Here is a 17,014-nt window from a genome sequence, read left to right on the forward strand (position 1 = left end):
CGAGATGATAAATGGAAATTCATGTAGGAAATAGTTATTTAGTATATCTAACTTTAATTCTTATTAGGTCAAAGCTTGAATATGTACAACAATGTTTACCATTATAGCTAAGTTTGAAGATAACGTAGTTTTAGCTGTACTTTACGTAATAATTGAACTCACAGCATGGCAATAATCCGCATTGATTTCTTAAATATTTGATCACTGTCAGATATTAAAATTTTTCTTATGTTTATAAATAAAATTTAACATATAATCTGAGGCATTGATAAAATTTATTGAACAATTGAGGTCATTATGTCAGGTTCTGGTAGTGCAAGCTTTGGCGGCCTGTTTGGTCAAAACTCCTCTGGTACCTTATGTGAAAATATACGGTTCACAGCCCAACTAAGCTCTCCTAATTCAACTGTCATATCTCAACTTCAAGTAGGATACATAATGGACATTCAGCAGAATAACCAACATGGATTATCTCTTACAGTGGCAGTCTTTAACGGTCAGGTTGCTGGAGGTATCGCCTCACCACAAATTCAGCGTATACGAGAATGCATAGACCTAGGAACTCGATATGTAGCTGAAGTTACTCAAATTAATGGAGGGCAAGTAATGGTTAAGGTCTATGCGGTATGAGTACAAATATTACTGAAAAGAGCATAATAGAGATTGTAGGCGGGGCTTACTACGAAATCTGCCAATATCCAAGGACTCTAGATATATTTGGTTCTGCAGGAAGGGCTGCATCAGCTCTTGCTCATATCAATGCAACTGTACATCTTCATACCTATGCCGATAATAATGCAGCCCAAGTACTTCGAGAACGGGGCCATTTAGAAGGTTTTAATGTAAATATACAACACATAGACCAATCTATTATTTTCCGTTATGAGCATGGCTTGTCAGAACCAAAAATTTATGATGTTCCACCTAACCCCATGCCTACAATTAGACTAAAAGCAGCTCACGTATTACGCTATGGAATGTTAGAAACTTCCGCTATAGTCGATGCGGAATACGCTGTTTATGACCCTCAAAATGTGTTAGAACCGGAATCATTTCATCATAATGGCTCAACTGCAAAAAATTTAGCTCTCATCCTCAACCGTTATGAAGCTGAACAGCTTAGCAAGCAACTAGATTTACCACTAGAGCAACGGGCTCAATATTTACTAGATCAGGAAAATGCACAAGTAATAATCATCAAGCTAGGGCCTGCAGGGGCTCTTGTGTGCGATAAAAATACAATATCAACCATACCTGCTTATGAAACTAAACATGTATCTAAAATAGGTTCAGGTGATGCCTTCGTTGCTTATTTTGCTTATGAATGGATGATAAATAAAAAGTCAGCGCATAAAGCCGCAAATATTGCCTCATGTGCGACCGCATATTATTGTGAAAATAATATGTTTCCATCTATACAAGAGTTAGCAACTTTTCATCCAAAAGCAATCTCACCTACAGTTAAGTTTCTCAATGGTGAAAATCGCTCAGTTTATCTCGCAGGTCCTTTTTTCACTCTAGCCCAGATGTGGCTTATTGAACAAGTTTATAAAAATCTTGAAGATTTTGGTTTAAAAGTTTTCTCACCTTATCACCATGTAGGCCATGGAAAAGCTGAAGATGTTGTTGAAAAGGATCTTGATGGAATCCGAAAGGCCAATATTATATTTGCTATTGGTGATGGACTTGATTCAGGAACAATCTATGAAGTAGGTTTTGCACGTTCATGTAATATTCCTGTCGTATTCTATGCTGAGAATGTCGCCGATGAAGATAAAAAAATGATGGCAGGCTCTGGATGTATTTTGTGTGAAGACTACGTGACTGCAATCTATAAAACTCTTTGGACTATTGCTCAAAAATGAAAACAGCATTGTTACTTTCAGGTGGTATGGACTCAACAGCTATAGCTTGGTGGAAACGCCCAGATATTGCAATCACACTAGACTATGGTCAGCGTGCAGCAGAAGCGGAAATTAGCTCAGCAAGTGCTACCTGCCAAGCTTTAAATATTACTCATCATATAGTTAGAGTTGACTGCAGCGCATTAGGCTCTGGGGATATGGCAGGAACACCAGCGGATTCTAATGCCCCATCTAGTGATTGGTGGCCTTATCGCAATCAAATGTTGATTTCTCTAGCCGCAATGAAAGCGATTACTCTAGGTGTCACACACCTGTGGATTGGAACCGTAAAATCTGATGATTCACACTTAGATGGTACTCCTGCGTTTGTAGAAAAAATTAGTAACTTATTGTTCTTTCAGGAAGGAGGAATGATTGTAGAAGCACCAGCAATAAAACTTTCTACTACAGAACTAGTTCAAATTTCATCTATCACCCCAGGTGGATTAGCATGGGCACATAGCTGCCACAAAGCGAATATACCATGTGGTAGCTGTCGAGGATGCAATAAGTATTTTCAAGTTTTAGATGAGGTTGGATATGACTTGGACCGATCTAGGTAACCCTATCCCTCGAGAGCAACCACTCATATACCAACAAGTAGAATGGCCTATAGGGGAGATACTCTCTCTCCCTCCTCCTATAAGCCATTTGTTGCCTCCAGTAAACGTAGTTATTGAGTCTCGAAGGACAAAAAGAGAATTTGGATTTGTAGATCTACATGTTCTTTCTGAATGGCTATGGCTGGTTGCGAGAGAATTAATTACTGGGCATTCAAAGTTTGGTTTTCCATTAACTCTACGACCAACACCTTCCGCTGGAGCAATTCACCCTATACATATAATTTTATCCCTACCAAAGAGGGATGGGTGGTGGATTTATTTGCCCGATAGGCATGAATTAGCTTTATTGAATTTCCCTAACCAAACATGCGAACAAATATATTATGAAATATTACCCATAATGGATGCTCAATCAGGGATAGTAATAAGGCTTATTGCTGAACCAGGGAAAACCTCAGCTAAATATAAATACTCAGATAGCCTCGTGTGGCGAGATGCAGGAGTACTAATTGGTCAAATGGCTATAGTAGCGGAAGCTTTAACCTATAATTTCTGTCCATTAGGCATCACAGGTGAAGAATGGTGCGAAAAATTAGAACTGAAAGGACGCTTGTTCGGTGTTGGCTTGGCTATTCTTGGCTCTCGCTAAACGTGGTTTCAATTTTACTAGAGGTTGATCTCGGAAAGATTCCAGTAATTTAAATACCATATTTGAAGATGACTGCATTTCATACCAAATTAGTGCGTCTAATTCCGATGGCTTTACTCCAATCGCTACACTAAATTGAATGAATAGCTGCTCTAGCTCCAAATAATCGCGCTCAACAGTTAAATTCTTAGGGAAAAATCCGCCTAATAAGCCAGCTCTTAAGATATGAATGTCCAAAATAGCTACATCATTAGAGTCAAGCCAATTTCTTGCAATCCAAGATGCTGTTTTATAGCCAATACCAGGAAGAGTCGTGAGCCAGTCACGTAGATATCGACCTGATTCTAAAGGTGGTGTTTCTACATCTAATTTACCTAAAGCTGCTGATAAATAACGAGCTTTTTGCTTCGCAAAACGATAGCGCACAAGCTTACTACCTGTATTAATTGGTTGAGAAAGCAACTCGAAAAGGAGATCTTCTGAAGGCGCACTAGCTTCAAATACGCCATAATTTTTTAACATGTTAAATGCAGCTAAACCTATTGATGCGGGGATACCATGACCACCAAGTAAACATGCGCCCACTTCCTCTTTCAAAGTATGTCCCAATTTATAACGAATAGAGTTTACCTCTAATCTACGAGCTAATACTTGATATGCCCAATATGCAGGAGATGGAAAAGCTTCAATTTTTCCCCATTTGATTCCAGGCAAAACATCTTGGTCTGGGGAAGGAAACTCAAGATTGATTATAGTTGGTCCTATAAATACAGCCCCGCACTGATTCATATTCATATTCCTATTGGCCATATTTAGAATTCAACCACTTAATTAGTTCATGGCGTTCTATAGGATGCATTTGATCAATCCGAGTATATAGCCGGTCACGGCGACGCGAAATTGTTTGTCTTTCCCTATAGTTATTCCCCATATATCGAGCATCATGGAGTTTTTCTGGATGAGGGTAGTTCATCCATATACTTTCTTGACGTACTCCAGAATGAGTTTTTGCATTAAATTGAACGCAACGCCAATCACTTAATAACTTTGTGTATAAAGGGTTTTCATATCCCGATATCATTACGTTACATGGTAATGATAATAATATTTCTAATAATTGCTCATGATCTTCATCTGTATATTCATGTTTATATATTTTACAACGTTGACGCGTACTGTGAACATAAGGTGGATCCGCGTAAACCATTTCATTACCTGTAAAATGAAATGAATGGAGAAAGGATATTGCATCACTATTAACTAGCTCACATAGTTGAATTTTAGTTTTCCGCCATGATTCAATAAGTTTACTATCTAAATCAATACCGATATTACGCTTTGCTGGCAATTTATTGCGCATGACAGAGCCTCCACCTAAATGGGTCTCTATATATGTTTGGTGCTCCGGCATCAAATTAATAATTTGTTGGTAGCACTTACCTTTTCCACCTGGATATCTCATTACAAAATTATCGTCAAAAATGGCGATAATGTCAATAAATGTTAGGAAACTGATTAGTGCTCTCCTCTATACATATCTAAAATAAATCATATTAAACATATAAATATTTTATGCCTATTTGTGCATATCCCCCCAGATTTATCTTCTAGCCATTGATACCATATATTCACATTGTCTTTTACTAGGAGTGCCTATGCACTGGAATAATTTGCTAAATAGTAATCGTCGAAAACCTAAAAAAAAAAGATCAGTCCCAAGACACATCTAAAGGGAGACAGCAAATAGAACGCGACTTTGATCGCATCCTTTTTGCTGCCCCTACACGTAGGTTAGCCGATAAAACACAAGTTTTCCCACTTGATAAAAATGACAGTGTCAGAACACGACTTACTCATTCACATGAAGTGGCTAATTTGTCACGAGGTATTGGAATTCGGTTAGCTTTTGAACTTCAAAACGAAGTATTTAGGGATATTGATAACGATATTTGTTTACAGCGTGATGTTCCAGCCCTACTTGCTACCATTGGTTTAGTGCATGATATGGGTAATCCACCTTTTGGGCATCAAGGTGAGAAAGCTATAAGTGAATGGTTTAACAAAAATCTTCCTGCTAACGTTTATCATAATAAAATTTATGACGATTTTCGTCGTTTCGATGGAAACTCCCAGACCTTTCGTTTGGTCACCAAGCTCCAGATATTAAATGATAACTATGGCTTGAATCTAACTTATGCGACTTTAGCAGCAATGATCAAATACCCAAGGGCATCAAATGCTGATTCATCACTCTGGAATAAGCATGGTTTCTTTATCTCAGAGCAAGATGTAGTGCGTGATGTCTGGGAGAAGACCGGTTTATCTGAAGGTGTTCGTCATCCATTTACATACATAATGGAAGCTTGTGATGATATTGCTTATTCTGTCTTAGATGCCGAAGATACCGTAAAAAAAGGATTTGCATCATTTCACGACGTGATTGATTTCCTTCAAAGACATCAGAAATGTAAAAATGATATGATTGCTAAGCGCGTTATCAAGAATAGCCGGAAAGCTAATCTGATATATGCAAAACAAAACTTATCTTCTGCGGAGCTAAATGATATGAGCATGCAAATGTTTCGTGTCTATGCTATTGCAGAACTCGTTGATGTTGTAGTTGTTGCCTTCAAAGATAATATTGATAACTTTCTTAATAAGAAAAATCAAATTAACGACCTCATTTCTATAAGTAAAGGCTATAATTTATGCGATGCTTTAAAAAATTTTGATCGGTCTAGAGGTTATCAGCATCGCAGCGTACTGAAACTTGAATTAGAAGGTTCTAACTACATTAAAGGGTTAATGGATATGCTCTGGCTAGGAATAAAAGGACGTGCTACTAATGATAGCTCATGGGATACACCATTTGGACGATACGTCTATGGGCGTATTTCAGAAAATTACCGGCGAATCTTTGAACAACCCAAAAATAAGTTACCAGCTCCCTATAAAGAAGCTCAACTACTAGCGGATGCAATTTCAGGCATGACTGACAGTTATTTGATATCATTACACAATGAACTTACAACACTCTACCAATACGAATGTCGTCAGAGATAAAAATCTCCTTGAACGTAGGCTGAATTATTACATCAATTCAGGCCGCGGGGGTAGACAAAACGAGACCGCATTTATTAATGCGCTGTCCAAATGTGCTCGTCTGTATGTTTTTGGTGGGCTTATTCGTGATATCAGCCTTTATACAGCCCACCAATTCTGTTCTGACATTGACTTAGTCTTTTCAGGAACAAAAAAACAACTTCAAGAGACACTCAAAAAATATGGAATAGAAAAAATAAGTGAAAACAAATTTGGCGGATTTAGGGTTAAAGATTTTACCATTGATATTGATATCTGGAGTTTAGAAGAAACGTGGGCATTTAAACAAAATTTTATTGTTCAAGAAGACGTAAAAAGCCTGCTAAATACAACGTTAATGTCATGGGATTCCGTATTGTATGACATTGAAAAAAATAAAATTATCACAAAAGATTCTTGGCTCACAGACCTCCGAATAGGTAGATTGGATTTAGTACTTGAAGAAACTCCTGATGAAATAAGTGCGTTAGTTCGTATTTTACGCACTATTTATGGGAAACAAGTCACAATGCTAGGAGAGCGCTTATGTTCATTCTTATCTATATATCTTGATAAATATTCCACTAATATACTAATAAATCATGAGTATCATCATTTTGGCACTAACTACATTACTAATTTGAGACAACGCCAGCTTAAAAAAAATCTTGATAAATGGCATCGAATTGGTGATATGCAACTCGATGAACTAGGTAATGATTCATAATTCTTATTAAAATAGCCACTTTACATATAGATGTAGAGGTGGCTATTCTTTTTCATTGGAAACCCTCAATTACCACATTTTCCCCCTCCAACTCATCCATATAGTCTGCATACCACTACATCATTTCCCTGTGTCCATCCATATGCTGAGCATGATTATACGTACCACGGATCGCGTTCTTATCAATATACGCCAACTGAGTCTCAATCCACGCTGAATTAAATCCCTTCTCATACGAAATCGTGCTCATTGCGTACCGGAAGCTATGTCATGTTAACAGCTACAACCATTCACCAATAGAAAACCTGTAAGCCTTATCTTTAGTATCAAATGATGCTATCTTTTGATTTGTAATATTTTTTCTGTTTTTGGTGGCATTACTTTTCTCCGAAAAAATAAACATACCCAAATATGCCTCAAAACCCTATTGATTTAGGTTGAGCTGAGTTGACATTCGTTGAATTGAAAGTAGCTTAACAGCTGATATTATTAGGGATTACTTGAGTTTTGTGGAGGTGTATTGAACTTGAGTGGCGGAAGATCACAGGAGTCGAACCTGCCAAGGACCGCTGGCGGCCCCATCTGGATTTGAAGTCCAGCCGCCCCACCGGGGACGATGATCTTCCATTTTTGAGTAGGTCAAAAGGAAATAACGGGATGATTATACGCTGAATTATTTTTAATCCCAAGTGCATCAAATCAATAAAAGCCCTTTCAAATAAAATAATCCCATTTTTGAGTAAAATCTCGGATAATTACCACGATACTATTGAACTTATGCGGTTTCACCCTCATCTTACTTTCTATGACGAATAAACTCAGTGATGTGTTTTACGCCACTGCAAACCAAAATACAGGATGTTTTTATGTCAAATCCATTACTTAATACAACGGGATTACCTGCATTTTCCCTTATCAAACCAGAACATGTTGTTCCTGCGCTAAAAGAAGTCTTAACAACTTACCGTGAAACAGTTGAAAAATTACTGGCTGATAATACGCAATTTAACTGGGATAACCTTTGCCAGCCATTAGCTGAAGTAGGTGATAAACTTTCTCGTGTTTGGTCCCCCGTTAGTCATTTAAATTCTGTCAAAAACTGTGCTGAACTACGCGAAGCGTATGAACAGAGTTTACCATTGCTGTCTGAATTCAGTACATGGATGGGGCAACACGAAGGTTTATATCAAGCTTATAAATCAATTAAAGAAAGTGCTGATTTTAATGCGTTAACTCAACCACAGAAAAAAACGATTGAAAACGCATTACGTGACTTTGAATTATCAGGTATTGGGCTACCAAAAGAAAAACAACAGCGCTTTGGTGAAATCAGTGCGCGGATGTCAGAACTAGGTGCGAAATACGGCAATAACGTATTAGATGCCACAATGGGTTGGTCTAAATTAATTACCAATGTAGACGATCTATCTGGCATGCCACAAAGTGCGATTGATGCAGCAAAAGCAATTGCACAAGCGAAAGATCAAGAAGGCTATCTATTAACACTTGATATGCCAAGCTATATACCAGTTAGGACTTACGCAGATAACCGTGAACTGCGAAAAGAAATGAGCATTGCTTATAGCACTCGCGCTTCTGATCAAGGTCCAAATGCAGGTCAGTGGGATAACAGTGAAATTATGGCGGAGATCCTTTCGTTACGTCACGAACTCGCTCAACTGCTCGGCTTTAAAAATTATGCTGAAAAATCCCTTGCTACTAAAATGGCAGAGTCTCCTGAGCAAGTATTGAGCTTCTTAACTGATTTAGCCCAACGCGCTCATCCGCAAGGTGAAGAAGAATTAGCAGAACTCACTCAATTTGCAAAAGAACACTATGGTGTTGATAAACTCGAATCGTGGGATCTGGCTTATTACAGCGAAAAACAAAAACAACACCTATTCTCAATCGATGATGAACAGCTACGCCCTTATTTCCCTGAACAACGTGCTTTAAGTGGTTTATTTGAAGTCGTCCATCGTATCTATGGTTTAACTGCCAAAGAGCGTAACGACATCGATACTTGGCATGATGATGTCCGTTTCTTTGAGCTTTATGATGAAAGCAACACTTTACGCGGTAGCTTCTATCTTGATTTATATGCACGCGAGCACAAACGTGGTGGCGCTTGGATGGATAACTGCATAGGCAGAATGCGTCATGCGGATGGTTCACTACAAAACCCCGTTGCTTACCTCACTTGTAACTTCAATAAGCCAGTAGGCGATAAACCGGCACTGTTTACTCATAATGAAGTAACCACGCTATTCCATGAGTTTGGCCACGGCTTACATCACATGTTAACGCAGATTGATACCGCAGATGTTGCAGGCATTAATGGTGTACCATGGGATGCCGTTGAATTACCAAGCCAATTTATGGAAAACTGGTGCTGGGAGCCAGAAGCGTTAGCCTTTATTTCAGGTCATTACGAAACTGGCGAGCCATTACCACAGGCAATGCTTGATAATATGCTTAAAGCAAAAAATTATCAGTCAGCGATGTTTGTGTTACGCCAACTGGAGTTTGGTCTGTTTGATTTCCGTTTACACGCTGAATATGATCCATCTAAAGGCGCGCGTATTATGGATATCTTAAACAGTGTGAAAGAGAAAGTTTCTGTGGTTCCTTCTACACCGTGGGCGCGTTTCCCTCATGCCTTTAGTCATATCTTTGCTGGTGGATATGCAGCAGGTTATTACAGCTATTTATGGGCAGATGTACTGGCAGCCGATGCCTTCTCTCGCTTCTCTGAAGAAGGTATTTTTAACCGTGAAACGGGTCAATCATTCCTTGATAATATTTTAACTCGTGGTGGTTCAGAAGAGCCAATGGAACTGTTTAAACGCTTCCGTGGTCGTGAGCCGCAACTTGATGCTATGCTCAAAGGCTACGGCATTAAAGGATGATATGTGAATATCTGTTTACTTTGTGAAGAAGGCGCTGATAACAGCGCCTTATCTGATTTAGCGCAACGTTGGGGCTTAGTTCACGATGAAACGCAAATTATGGCATTAGTGTTAACACCCACACACCTTGAATTACGCAAACAAGATGAACCTAAATTGGGTGGCATTTATGTCGATTTTGTGGAAGGCACCATGGCACATCGTCGTAAATTTGGCGGTGGTCGAGGTGAAGCTGTGGCAAAAGCTGTCGGCATTAAAAAAGACTATCTACCTGATGTAGTTGATGCAACGGCAGGGCTTGGTCGTGATGCATTTGTATTGGCGTCTATTGGTTGTAAGGTGAGAATGGTTGAACGCCATCCTGTTGTCGCAGCATTGCTTGAAGACGGCTTAAAACGTGCTTATCTTGATCCTGATATTGGTGAATGGATGCAAGAACGTATGGCACTGATCCACGCCTCTTCAGCTCAAGCACTAACAGAAATCACACCAGCACCCGATGTGGTCTATCTTGATCCTATGTATCCACATAAAGCGAAAAGCGCATTAGTGAAAAAAGAGATGCGAGTGTTTCAGTCTTTAGTGGGTGCCGATGAAGATGCAGATGCACTGTTAGAGCCGGCAATTACGTTAGCTAAAAAAAGGGTTGTAGTTAAACGCCCTGATTATGCAGAACCATTAAATAATCAGCCTGCACATGCCAATGTAACAACCAAAAATCACCGCTTTGATATCTATCCTTGTGTGTAACTACTTACACATTAGGAAAAATAAATTTGAAATCTGACGGGTGTTAAACACCCGTTCAGAATCAATGAAAATTACAACACGCCTTGTGCCAGCATTGCATCAGCGACTTTAACAAAACCAGCAATGTTTGCGCCTTGAATATAATTAGTTTGCTTACCTTCACCGCCGTAATTCACGCAAGCATGGTGAATATCTAACATAATGTGATGTAAGCGAGCATCCACTTTCTCTGCTTTCCAGCTCAAACGTGCCGCATTCTGTGCCATCTCTAAACCCGAGGTTGCAACACCACCAGCATTAGCTGCTTTACCTGGTGCAAAAAGGACACCCGCTTCAATAAAGGCATCTGTTGCAGCAATCGTTGTTGGCATATTTGCGCCTTCAGCAACGGCTTTCACCCCATTTTTGATAAGCACTTTAGCCGCTTCCAAATCTAACTCATTTTGTGTTGCACAAGGCAACGCAATATCAACAGGAACAGCCCAAGGTTGTTGCCCTTCAAGATACGTTAAACCAAATTCTTTTGCGTACTCTTCAACACGACCATAATTATTTTTAATTTCAGTGAGTCGAGCTAGTTTTTCAGTGGTAAATCCCGCTTCATCAACCACAGTACCACCTGAATCTGATGCTGTTATTACTTTAGCGCCTAATTCTAAACATTTTTCGATAGTGAACTGTGCAACGTTACCCGCGCCAGAAACCGCCACACGCATTCCCTCAAGAGACATACCATGACGTTTAAGCATCGCATTAGTAAAGTAAACCAGACCGTACCCAGTAGCTTCTGGGCGGATTAAACTGCCACCGAATGAAAGACCTTTACCTGTAAATACACATTCATTGCTATTAGACAGTTTTTTCATCATGCCAGCCATAAAGCCGACTTCTCGTGCTCCCACCCCAATGTCACCAGCAGGAACATCTGTATTAGCGCCTAAATGGCGATAAAGTTCAGTCATCAATGCCTGACAAAAACGCATCACTTCCCCATGGCTTTTACCTTTAGGATTAAAATCAGAGCCACCTTTGGCTCCTCCCATCGGTAATGTCGTTAATGCATTTTTAAATGTTTGCTCAAAACCTAAGAATTTTAGGATAGAAAGATTTACTGATGGATGAAAACGCATACCACCTTTATAAGGTCCAATGGCGGAGTTAAATTGGATACGCCATGCTCGGTTAACTTGCACTTGCCCTTTATCATCTAACCAACAGACGCGAAACTGGATAATACGTTCAGGCTCTACTAAGCGCTCAAGTAATGATTGTTCACGATATTGTGGGTTTTTCTCTAAAAAAGGCCACAAAGTGGTAAAAACTTCACGAACCGCCTGATGATACTCAGGTTGATGAGCGTTATATTTTTCTACCCCTTCTAAAAACGAAGATAATGAGCCAGATATATTCATTCAGTTATTCCTTTTTTGTGTAATGTGATGTTGGCATAACCTCATTTATTCGGAATATTTTTGGGTTTTGTGAGGTTGATGTTGTTTTGCCTCTTGAATATATCATTAAAATACATTCACACTTCAAGACATTTTTTTCACAATTAGACAAAAAAAAAAGGTTGACTCGCTTTAACGACAGGAAAAATAGGAATTTTAGGCAAAAAAATACCTGCATAAGCAGGCATTTTTTTTGCTTAAACAAGCAAGCGATTATTATTCATCATCTTTCAGAGGAACAATTAGCATATCAACATGCACAGTATTAATTAGTTGGCGTGCTGATGACATCAATTTGCTCCAGAAGTCTTGGTGATGACCACAAACGACTAAATCCATATCGTATTTCTTAATCGCATCGACTAGAACTTGTCCTAAATCACCACTACCACTCAGGGTTTCTTGAATTTCATAACCCGAGTTATCAGAGAGATCTTTTAACGCGTTACGGGTTTCATCAGTAATACGTTGCTGCATATCACCGAGGTTGACATCAATTAGACCGGTATAAAGATCAGAGTAGTTAACATCAACGTGAATTAAGGAAACTTTGGCATTATAGGGTTTTGCCATAGATACAGCTTTCTGTACTAAGACGTTACTCTCAGGGGATAAATCAACTGCCACTAGAATATGCTTATAAGCCATCGTGAACTCCTTCCATAAGCTGATTAATCGGTTGGAAAGGCGGTTAAGCCTAAATCCTATGTATTAAATATAACGTTTTAAGATGAAAGTTAGATGTCGCCTTGATCACAACTTATGTCAAATTCATCAAGAAAGCATCTATCGATAAATAACAATATACACTATTTTACATTAGCACGATGTCATTCACCGACAATAACATCATAATAATGAGAATTGAGTATAAAAAACAACAAAAGCACCCTTTTAGAGTTATTTTTTATCTTTTTTTCTGAAAAAGGAAACAACTTGAAAAAGTCACTTTTGTTTATTGCTTAATTTCACCTAAACTTAAATTAGAGAAAAAAGTAACCTTTATTGGTAAAGGTTTTCTCATCTCAGAATCTATTATTCTAGGGAGGGGATTATGTTTAATGTCATTGTTGTCTTTTGGGCGCTATGTATTCTTTGCCTGATTAATATGATGCGTTATTTTTCATCTATTCGGGTATTACTCACAATATTGCGCCAATCTGATCCTTTGCTCTACCAATCTGTGGATGGCAATGGATTTTTTACTATGCACGGACAATTTTCAAAACAACTAAGACTCATTCGCTATATCAACCAACGCCAATACATCAATCATCATAATCCTGAAGTCATTATGCGTTGTGAGCGAATTTATCGGCAATTTTATCTTGTTAGCCGTTTTTGTATTTTGGCTGTCGCAAGTTTAATTGCCATGCTTTTTTGGTAAGCGACAAAAACAAAAAAACGGTGACTAAAAGTCACCGTTTATAAACAAACTTGGGTAATTATTGTTATCAGCTATTCACAATAAATGTAAGTGATATCCAATAAAGTAAACCTGATAAACCAATGCTAACTGGTAATGTTAAGATCCAAGCCAGTGCAATGTTTTTCACTGTCTTCGTTTGAACACCACCACCATCAACAATCATCGTACCTGCAACTGCAGATGACAGAACTTGTGTTGTTGATACAGGCATACCCGTATAACTTGCTACACCGATAGAAACTGCGGCTGTTACTTGCGCAGAAACCCCTTGAGCGTAGGTCATACCTTTTTTACCAATTTTCTCACCAATCGTTACTGCAACGCGTTTCCAACCTACCATTGTCCCGATAGAGAGCGCTAATGCCACGGCGACAATGATCCAAATCGGAGCATATTCCACGGTGTTTAGCAGGTCACGACTCAATGTTTTTAAGAACCGTGCATCTTGGGCGCTAGTTTCTGGTAATTTAGCCACTTCTGTTGCGGTATCAGCGATGCACATAAGTAATCGACGCATTTGAGCACGCTGGTCTGCGGTTAGCTCATCATAAGAACCAATATTTGCAAGCAGCTGTTCTGTTTGATTCAGAACAATTGGCGTTCTTGCGCTATTACAATGGAAATCTGTATCGCTAGCATCAGCTTGCGCTGGTACTACTGGTGTATTATCAATAGCATGCTGTAGTGCTGGCTGATGTTTCTCATAATATTGTTGTAAGTGTACAACGGCATCATGAGTTTTGGTGATATCGTATCCGCTTGCACTCATATTGACGACAAAGCCCGCAGGGGCAACGCCAATTAATACCAACATGATAAGACCGATACCTTTCTGCCCATCATTTGCACCATGAGAGAAACTCACCCCAACTGCAGATAAAATCAGTGCAGTACGAGTCCAAAATGGCGGCTTACGCTTACCATCTTGCTTCTCACGTTCAGCAGGTGTCAGGTGAATACGACGACGTTTTTTCGTACCACTCCAGTAACGGCGCAGTAAGAAAATCATCGCGCCTGCAATAACCAAGCCGATAATTGGTGAAAGAATGAGTGATAGGAAGATACTGATCATTTTTGGTATGTTTAATGCGTCAACGATAGACGAATCTGTCACGATAGCATTTGTTAAACCAATACCAATGATAGCACCTATCAGCGTATGTGAACTTGATGCTGGAATACCGAAATACCATGTACCTAAGTTCCAGATAATGGCGGCTAACAGCAACGAGAAGACCATGGCAAGGCCATGAGCTGAGCTCACATTCAGCAGAAGATCTGTCGGTAACAAGTGAACGATAGCATAAGCTACGCTCAATCCACCGAGCAAAACTCCAAGGAAGTTAAATACACCCGCCATCACGACCGCAAATTGCGCACGCATAGCACGAGTATAGATAACAGTTGCTACCGCATTTGCGGTATCATGGAAGCCGTTAATAGCTTCATAAAATAGCACAAATAACAGTGCTAAAACCAACATCAAACCTGTGTGAAATTCTAGGTCAGTAAACAAATGTAGCATAGACGTTAAGCCAGTTAGTTGGACATGAACGCGGCGCATTATCAGCGACAAATGCGAACGGTGGAAGCAAAATTTAACCTTTTTTTGATTTGATAACCAAGAAAATCAGAGCCTTTTTAAGATAATTCCTTATATATCATTTAATTAATAAAAATAAAAAAAAAGTAAATTTCTGACAATTTTTTCCTTGCTTATAAGAATTTAGGTGAAAAATGCAGATTTCTCCATATAATTTTACAAAATACTCTGATCTTACGCGAAAATCATTGATTAAGTAGTCAGAGAAAACCAAGAACGAGACATCATTGTGGGATCATACGATACAGTAATTATAGGTGCAGGTGCCGCGGGGCTTTTTTGTGCGTCTTTAGCAGGACAAGCAGGATTATCTGTTTTAGTCCTCGATAATGGTAAAAAAGCGGGACGTAAAATTCTAATGTCAGGTGGTGGGCGTTGTAATTTCACCAACATGTATATCGAACCTTCGGCGTACTTATCAGAGAATCCTCATTTCTGTAAGTCAGCGCTTGCTCGCTATACACAATGGGATTTTATTGAATTAGTGCAACAACATAACATCGCCTACCATGAAAAAACGCTCGGACAGCTATTTTGTGATGATTCAGCACAGCAAATTGTTGATTTATTACTCACTGAATGTCAAAAAGGAAAAGTAAGTGTTCGCTTACGTAGTGAAGTCACACAAATCGAGAAAACAGATACGGGCTTTACTATTTTTGTTGATGGAAAAACCATCACAACACCTTCGGTGGTCATTGCCAGTGGTGGTCTTTCTATGCCTGGTTTAGGGGCTACCCCTTTTGGCTATAAAGTTGCTGAACAGTTTGGGCTTCCTGTTTTACCCACTCGCGCCGGTTTAGTGCCTTTTACTCTGCATAAACCCCAACTTGAGCAATTAAGCCAACTATCTGGCGTAGCGGTACCCGCTATTGTGACGGCAAAAAATGGCACAAGTTTTAAAGAAAACATTCTTTTCACACATCGTGGTCTTTCAGGTCCTGCGATTTTGCAAATTTCAAGTTATTGGCAAGCTGGAGAGTATGTAAGTATTAACTTACTTCCAAGTATTGATCTTGAAAGCCTGCTACAAGAAAAACGTCAAGAGCATCCAAATCAATTAGTAAAAAACACGCTTTCTCGCTTATTACCAAAGCGTTTTATTGAAATAATGATAGAAAATAAACAGTTACCTGATGTTTCTCTGACTCAACTGAGTAATGAACGTATTACACAAATTGCAACGTTACTACAAGAATGGCAAATTCAGCCCAATGGTACTGAGGGATATCGCACCGCAGAAGTCACACTAGGCGGTGTAGATACTCGAGCTATTTCCTCTAAAACCATGGAAGCCACAAAAGTAAAAGGACTCTATTTTATTGGCGAAGTGGTTGATGTGACGGGTTGGTTAGGTGGATATAACTTCCAGTGGGCGTGGAGCTCGGCTTATGCCTGTGCGCAGAGCCTTATTTCAACACCAAAATCGACTGTTGTTGAACAATAATGAATAAATGTGCAAATGTTAAAGTTATAAATATTGGTTTTATAATTCTATAAACTTATAACTCATACATAATAAAAACCAGCCATCATCAATCAGTGATGGCTTTTTCTTGTGGTATTTCTCAGTAGAGATCCAAAATACCTTATATCCCTTCCTTTCCTCTGGTTTTATACCACATTTTCTCTTCTTTTCTCTATAAATGACCCCATAAAGAATATTGTTAACTATTTGGTTATATTACTGTTTTAAAAAATTATTAAAATAAAATAACTCGTTAATCAGTAAGTTAAAACTTTTTTAGCTCTTTTTTCTAATTTGCTTAAAAAAAGGGCTTTACAAATGATACTGAGAACTATTATCATCAATAACACTTTCAGATGCACCACCTTCAGGGTCATATGAAAGAACGACATTGCTCACATTGCTTCCAGTGTTTTACTTTAGCCAGCCGGGTGCTGGCTTTTTTCTTTTCTAGAACTCATTCGATGTTTTTGTTTTCTC

The 17,014-nt window shown here is 38.9% G+C and carries 15 protein-coding genes, 1 tRNA gene and 1 pseudogene; 10 read left to right on the forward strand and 7 right to left on the reverse strand.

Annotated elements, in window-relative coordinates; genetic code table 11:
• Window positions 1–297 precede the first annotated feature (297 nt).
• From BTA34_RS16310 to BTA34_RS16325, 4 genes are read left to right on the forward strand one after another with little or no spacing between them, the layout of a single operon-like run.
• Window positions 298–630 (forward strand): hypothetical protein, encoded by a 333-nt coding sequence (locus tag BTA34_RS16310; RefSeq protein WP_151436453.1) that lies wholly within the window; start codon window positions 298–300, stop codon window positions 628–630.
• On the forward strand, window positions 627–1,865 hold the full coding sequence (locus BTA34_RS16315) for a PfkB family carbohydrate kinase (protein ID WP_151436454.1): 1,239 nt from the start codon (window positions 627–629) through the stop codon (window positions 1,863–1,865). The genes BTA34_RS16310 and BTA34_RS16315 overlap by 4 nt, the downstream gene beginning before the upstream one ends.
• Entirely contained in the window at window positions 1,862–2,467 is a 606-nt protein-coding gene (locus BTA34_RS16320; RefSeq protein ID WP_151436455.1) for a 7-cyano-7-deazaguanine synthase, read from the forward strand. The genes BTA34_RS16315 and BTA34_RS16320 overlap by 4 nt, the downstream gene beginning before the upstream one ends.
• Window positions 2,445–3,116: a dehydrogenase gene (locus BTA34_RS16325; RefSeq protein ID WP_151436456.1), complete on the forward strand. Its 672-nt coding sequence runs from the start codon at window positions 2,445–2,447 to the stop codon at window positions 3,114–3,116. Before BTA34_RS16320 ends, BTA34_RS16325 begins: the two co-directional genes overlap by 23 nt.
• Here BTA34_RS16325 and BTA34_RS16330 read toward each other — a convergent pair.
• Both BTA34_RS16330 and BTA34_RS16335 read right to left on the reverse strand, forming a co-directional pair.
• The gene (locus BTA34_RS16330) at window positions 3,060–3,830 is read right to left on the reverse strand and encodes an 8-oxoguanine DNA glycosylase (protein ID WP_265576120.1); all 771 of its coding nucleotides are present in this window, start codon (window positions 3,828–3,830) and stop codon (window positions 3,060–3,062) included. The two genes, BTA34_RS16325 and BTA34_RS16330, sit on opposite strands and share 57 nt — an antisense overlap.
• An 85-nt stretch (window positions 3,831–3,915) precedes the next feature.
• Window positions 3,916–4,578, reverse strand: coding sequence for a DNA adenine methylase (locus BTA34_RS16335; RefSeq protein ID WP_151436457.1), 663 nt, complete (start codon window positions 4,576–4,578; stop codon window positions 3,916–3,918).
• A gap of 302 nt (window positions 4,579–4,880) precedes the next feature.
• On the opposite strand from BTA34_RS16335, the gene BTA34_RS16340 reads away from it, so the two are divergent.
• Complete coding sequence (locus BTA34_RS16340; RefSeq protein WP_265576347.1) at window positions 4,881–6,179, forward strand: deoxyguanosinetriphosphate triphosphohydrolase family protein; 1,299 nt, start codon at window positions 4,881–4,883, stop codon at window positions 6,177–6,179.
• Window positions 6,136–6,924, forward strand: a complete 789-nt coding sequence (locus BTA34_RS16345) for a hypothetical protein (RefSeq protein ID WP_151436458.1) — start codon at window positions 6,136–6,138, stop codon at window positions 6,922–6,924. Before BTA34_RS16340 ends, BTA34_RS16345 begins: the two co-directional genes overlap by 44 nt.
• A gap of 115 nt (window positions 6,925–7,039) precedes the next feature.
• On the opposite strand, the pseudogene BTA34_RS16350 reads toward BTA34_RS16345, so the two are convergent.
• Window positions 7,040–7,192: pseudogene (locus BTA34_RS16350) on the reverse strand (integrase); the annotation flags it as partial.
• A gap of 263 nt (window positions 7,193–7,455) precedes the next feature.
• Window positions 7,456–7,550, reverse strand: a tRNA-Sec gene (locus BTA34_RS16355).
• A gap of 240 nt (window positions 7,551–7,790) precedes the next feature.
• Between BTA34_RS16355 and prlC the strand changes: the two genes are divergently transcribed.
• Both prlC and rsmJ read left to right on the forward strand, forming a co-directional pair.
• Window positions 7,791–9,833 carry an oligopeptidase A gene (gene prlC / locus BTA34_RS16360; protein ID WP_151436459.1) on the forward strand — a complete coding sequence of 681 codons (2,043 nt, stop codon included), beginning with the start codon at window positions 7,791–7,793 and terminating at the stop codon, window positions 9,831–9,833.
• 3 nt (window positions 9,834–9,836) lie between these two features.
• Complete coding sequence (rsmJ, locus tag BTA34_RS16365; protein ID WP_151436460.1) at window positions 9,837–10,583, forward strand: 16S rRNA (guanine(1516)-N(2))-methyltransferase RsmJ; 747 nt, start codon at window positions 9,837–9,839, stop codon at window positions 10,581–10,583.
• A gap of 71 nt (window positions 10,584–10,654) precedes the next feature.
• Here the strand turns inward: rsmJ and gdhA are convergent, their stop codons facing one another.
• Together gdhA and uspA are read right to left on the reverse strand one after the other, a co-directional pair.
• Window positions 10,655–11,995 carry an NADP-specific glutamate dehydrogenase gene (gene gdhA, locus BTA34_RS16370; RefSeq protein WP_075672585.1) on the reverse strand — a complete coding sequence of 447 codons (1,341 nt, stop codon included), beginning with the start codon at window positions 11,993–11,995 and terminating at the stop codon, window positions 10,655–10,657.
• Between the two features lie 255 nt (window positions 11,996–12,250).
• A complete protein-coding gene (gene uspA, locus BTA34_RS16375) occupies window positions 12,251–12,682 on the reverse strand; it encodes a universal stress protein UspA (RefSeq protein ID WP_069369439.1) in 432 nt (143 codons plus the stop codon).
• Window positions 12,683–13,088: 406 nt separating this feature from the next.
• On the opposite strand from uspA, the gene uspB reads away from it, so the two are divergent.
• Window positions 13,089–13,421, forward strand: a complete 333-nt coding sequence (uspB, locus tag BTA34_RS16380; RefSeq protein WP_006534411.1) for a universal stress protein UspB — start codon at window positions 13,089–13,091, stop codon at window positions 13,419–13,421.
• Between the two features lie 67 nt (window positions 13,422–13,488).
• On the opposite strand, the gene pitA is transcribed toward uspB, so the two are convergent.
• The gene (pitA, locus tag BTA34_RS16385) at window positions 13,489–14,988 is read right to left on the reverse strand and encodes an inorganic phosphate transporter PitA (RefSeq protein ID WP_151436461.1); all 1,500 of its coding nucleotides are present in this window, start codon (window positions 14,986–14,988) and stop codon (window positions 13,489–13,491) included.
• 307 nt (window positions 14,989–15,295) lie between these two features.
• On the opposite strand from pitA, the gene BTA34_RS16390 reads away from it, so the two are divergent.
• On the forward strand, window positions 15,296–16,513 hold the full coding sequence (locus tag BTA34_RS16390) for an NAD(P)/FAD-dependent oxidoreductase (RefSeq protein WP_151436462.1): 1,218 nt from the start codon (window positions 15,296–15,298) through the stop codon (window positions 16,511–16,513).
• Window positions 16,514–17,014 lie beyond the last annotated feature (501 nt).

It is taken from the genome of Proteus sp. CD3 (assembly GCF_008808075.1).
GTDB lineage: Bacteria > Pseudomonadota > Gammaproteobacteria > Enterobacterales > Enterobacteriaceae > Proteus > Proteus appendicitidis.

Bases quoted from the DNA above. Each gene is read 5' to 3' on its own strand.
- BTA34_RS16310 (WP_151436453.1), top strand. From the start codon at position 298: ATGTCAGGTTCTGGTAGTGCAAGCTTTGGCGGCCTGTTTGGTCAAAAC.
- BTA34_RS16315 (WP_151436454.1), top strand. From the start codon at position 627: ATGAGTACAAATATTACTGAAAAGAGCATAATAGAGATTGTAGGCGGG.
- BTA34_RS16320 (WP_151436455.1), top strand. From the start codon at position 1,862: ATGAAAACAGCATTGTTACTTTCAGGTGGTATGGACTCAACAGCTATA.
- BTA34_RS16325 (WP_151436456.1), top strand. From the start codon at position 2,445: ATGACTTGGACCGATCTAGGTAACCCTATCCCTCGAGAGCAACCACTC.
- BTA34_RS16335 (WP_151436457.1), bottom strand. From the start codon at position 4,578: ATGAGATATCCAGGTGGAAAAGGTAAGTGCTACCAACAAATTATTAAT.
- BTA34_RS16345 (WP_151436458.1), top strand. From the start codon at position 6,136: ATGAACTTACAACACTCTACCAATACGAATGTCGTCAGAGATAAAAAT.
- prlC (WP_151436459.1), top strand. From the start codon at position 7,791: ATGTCAAATCCATTACTTAATACAACGGGATTACCTGCATTTTCCCTT.
- gdhA (WP_075672585.1), bottom strand. From the start codon at position 11,995: ATGAATATATCTGGCTCATTATCTTCGTTTTTAGAAGGGGTAGAAAAA.
- uspA (WP_069369439.1), bottom strand. From the start codon at position 12,682: ATGGCTTATAAGCATATTCTAGTGGCAGTTGATTTATCCCCTGAGAGT.
- uspB (WP_006534411.1), top strand. From the start codon at position 13,089: ATGTTTAATGTCATTGTTGTCTTTTGGGCGCTATGTATTCTTTGCCTG.
- pitA (WP_151436461.1), bottom strand. From the start codon at position 14,988: ATGCTACATTTGTTTACTGACCTAGAATTTCACACAGGTTTGATGTTG.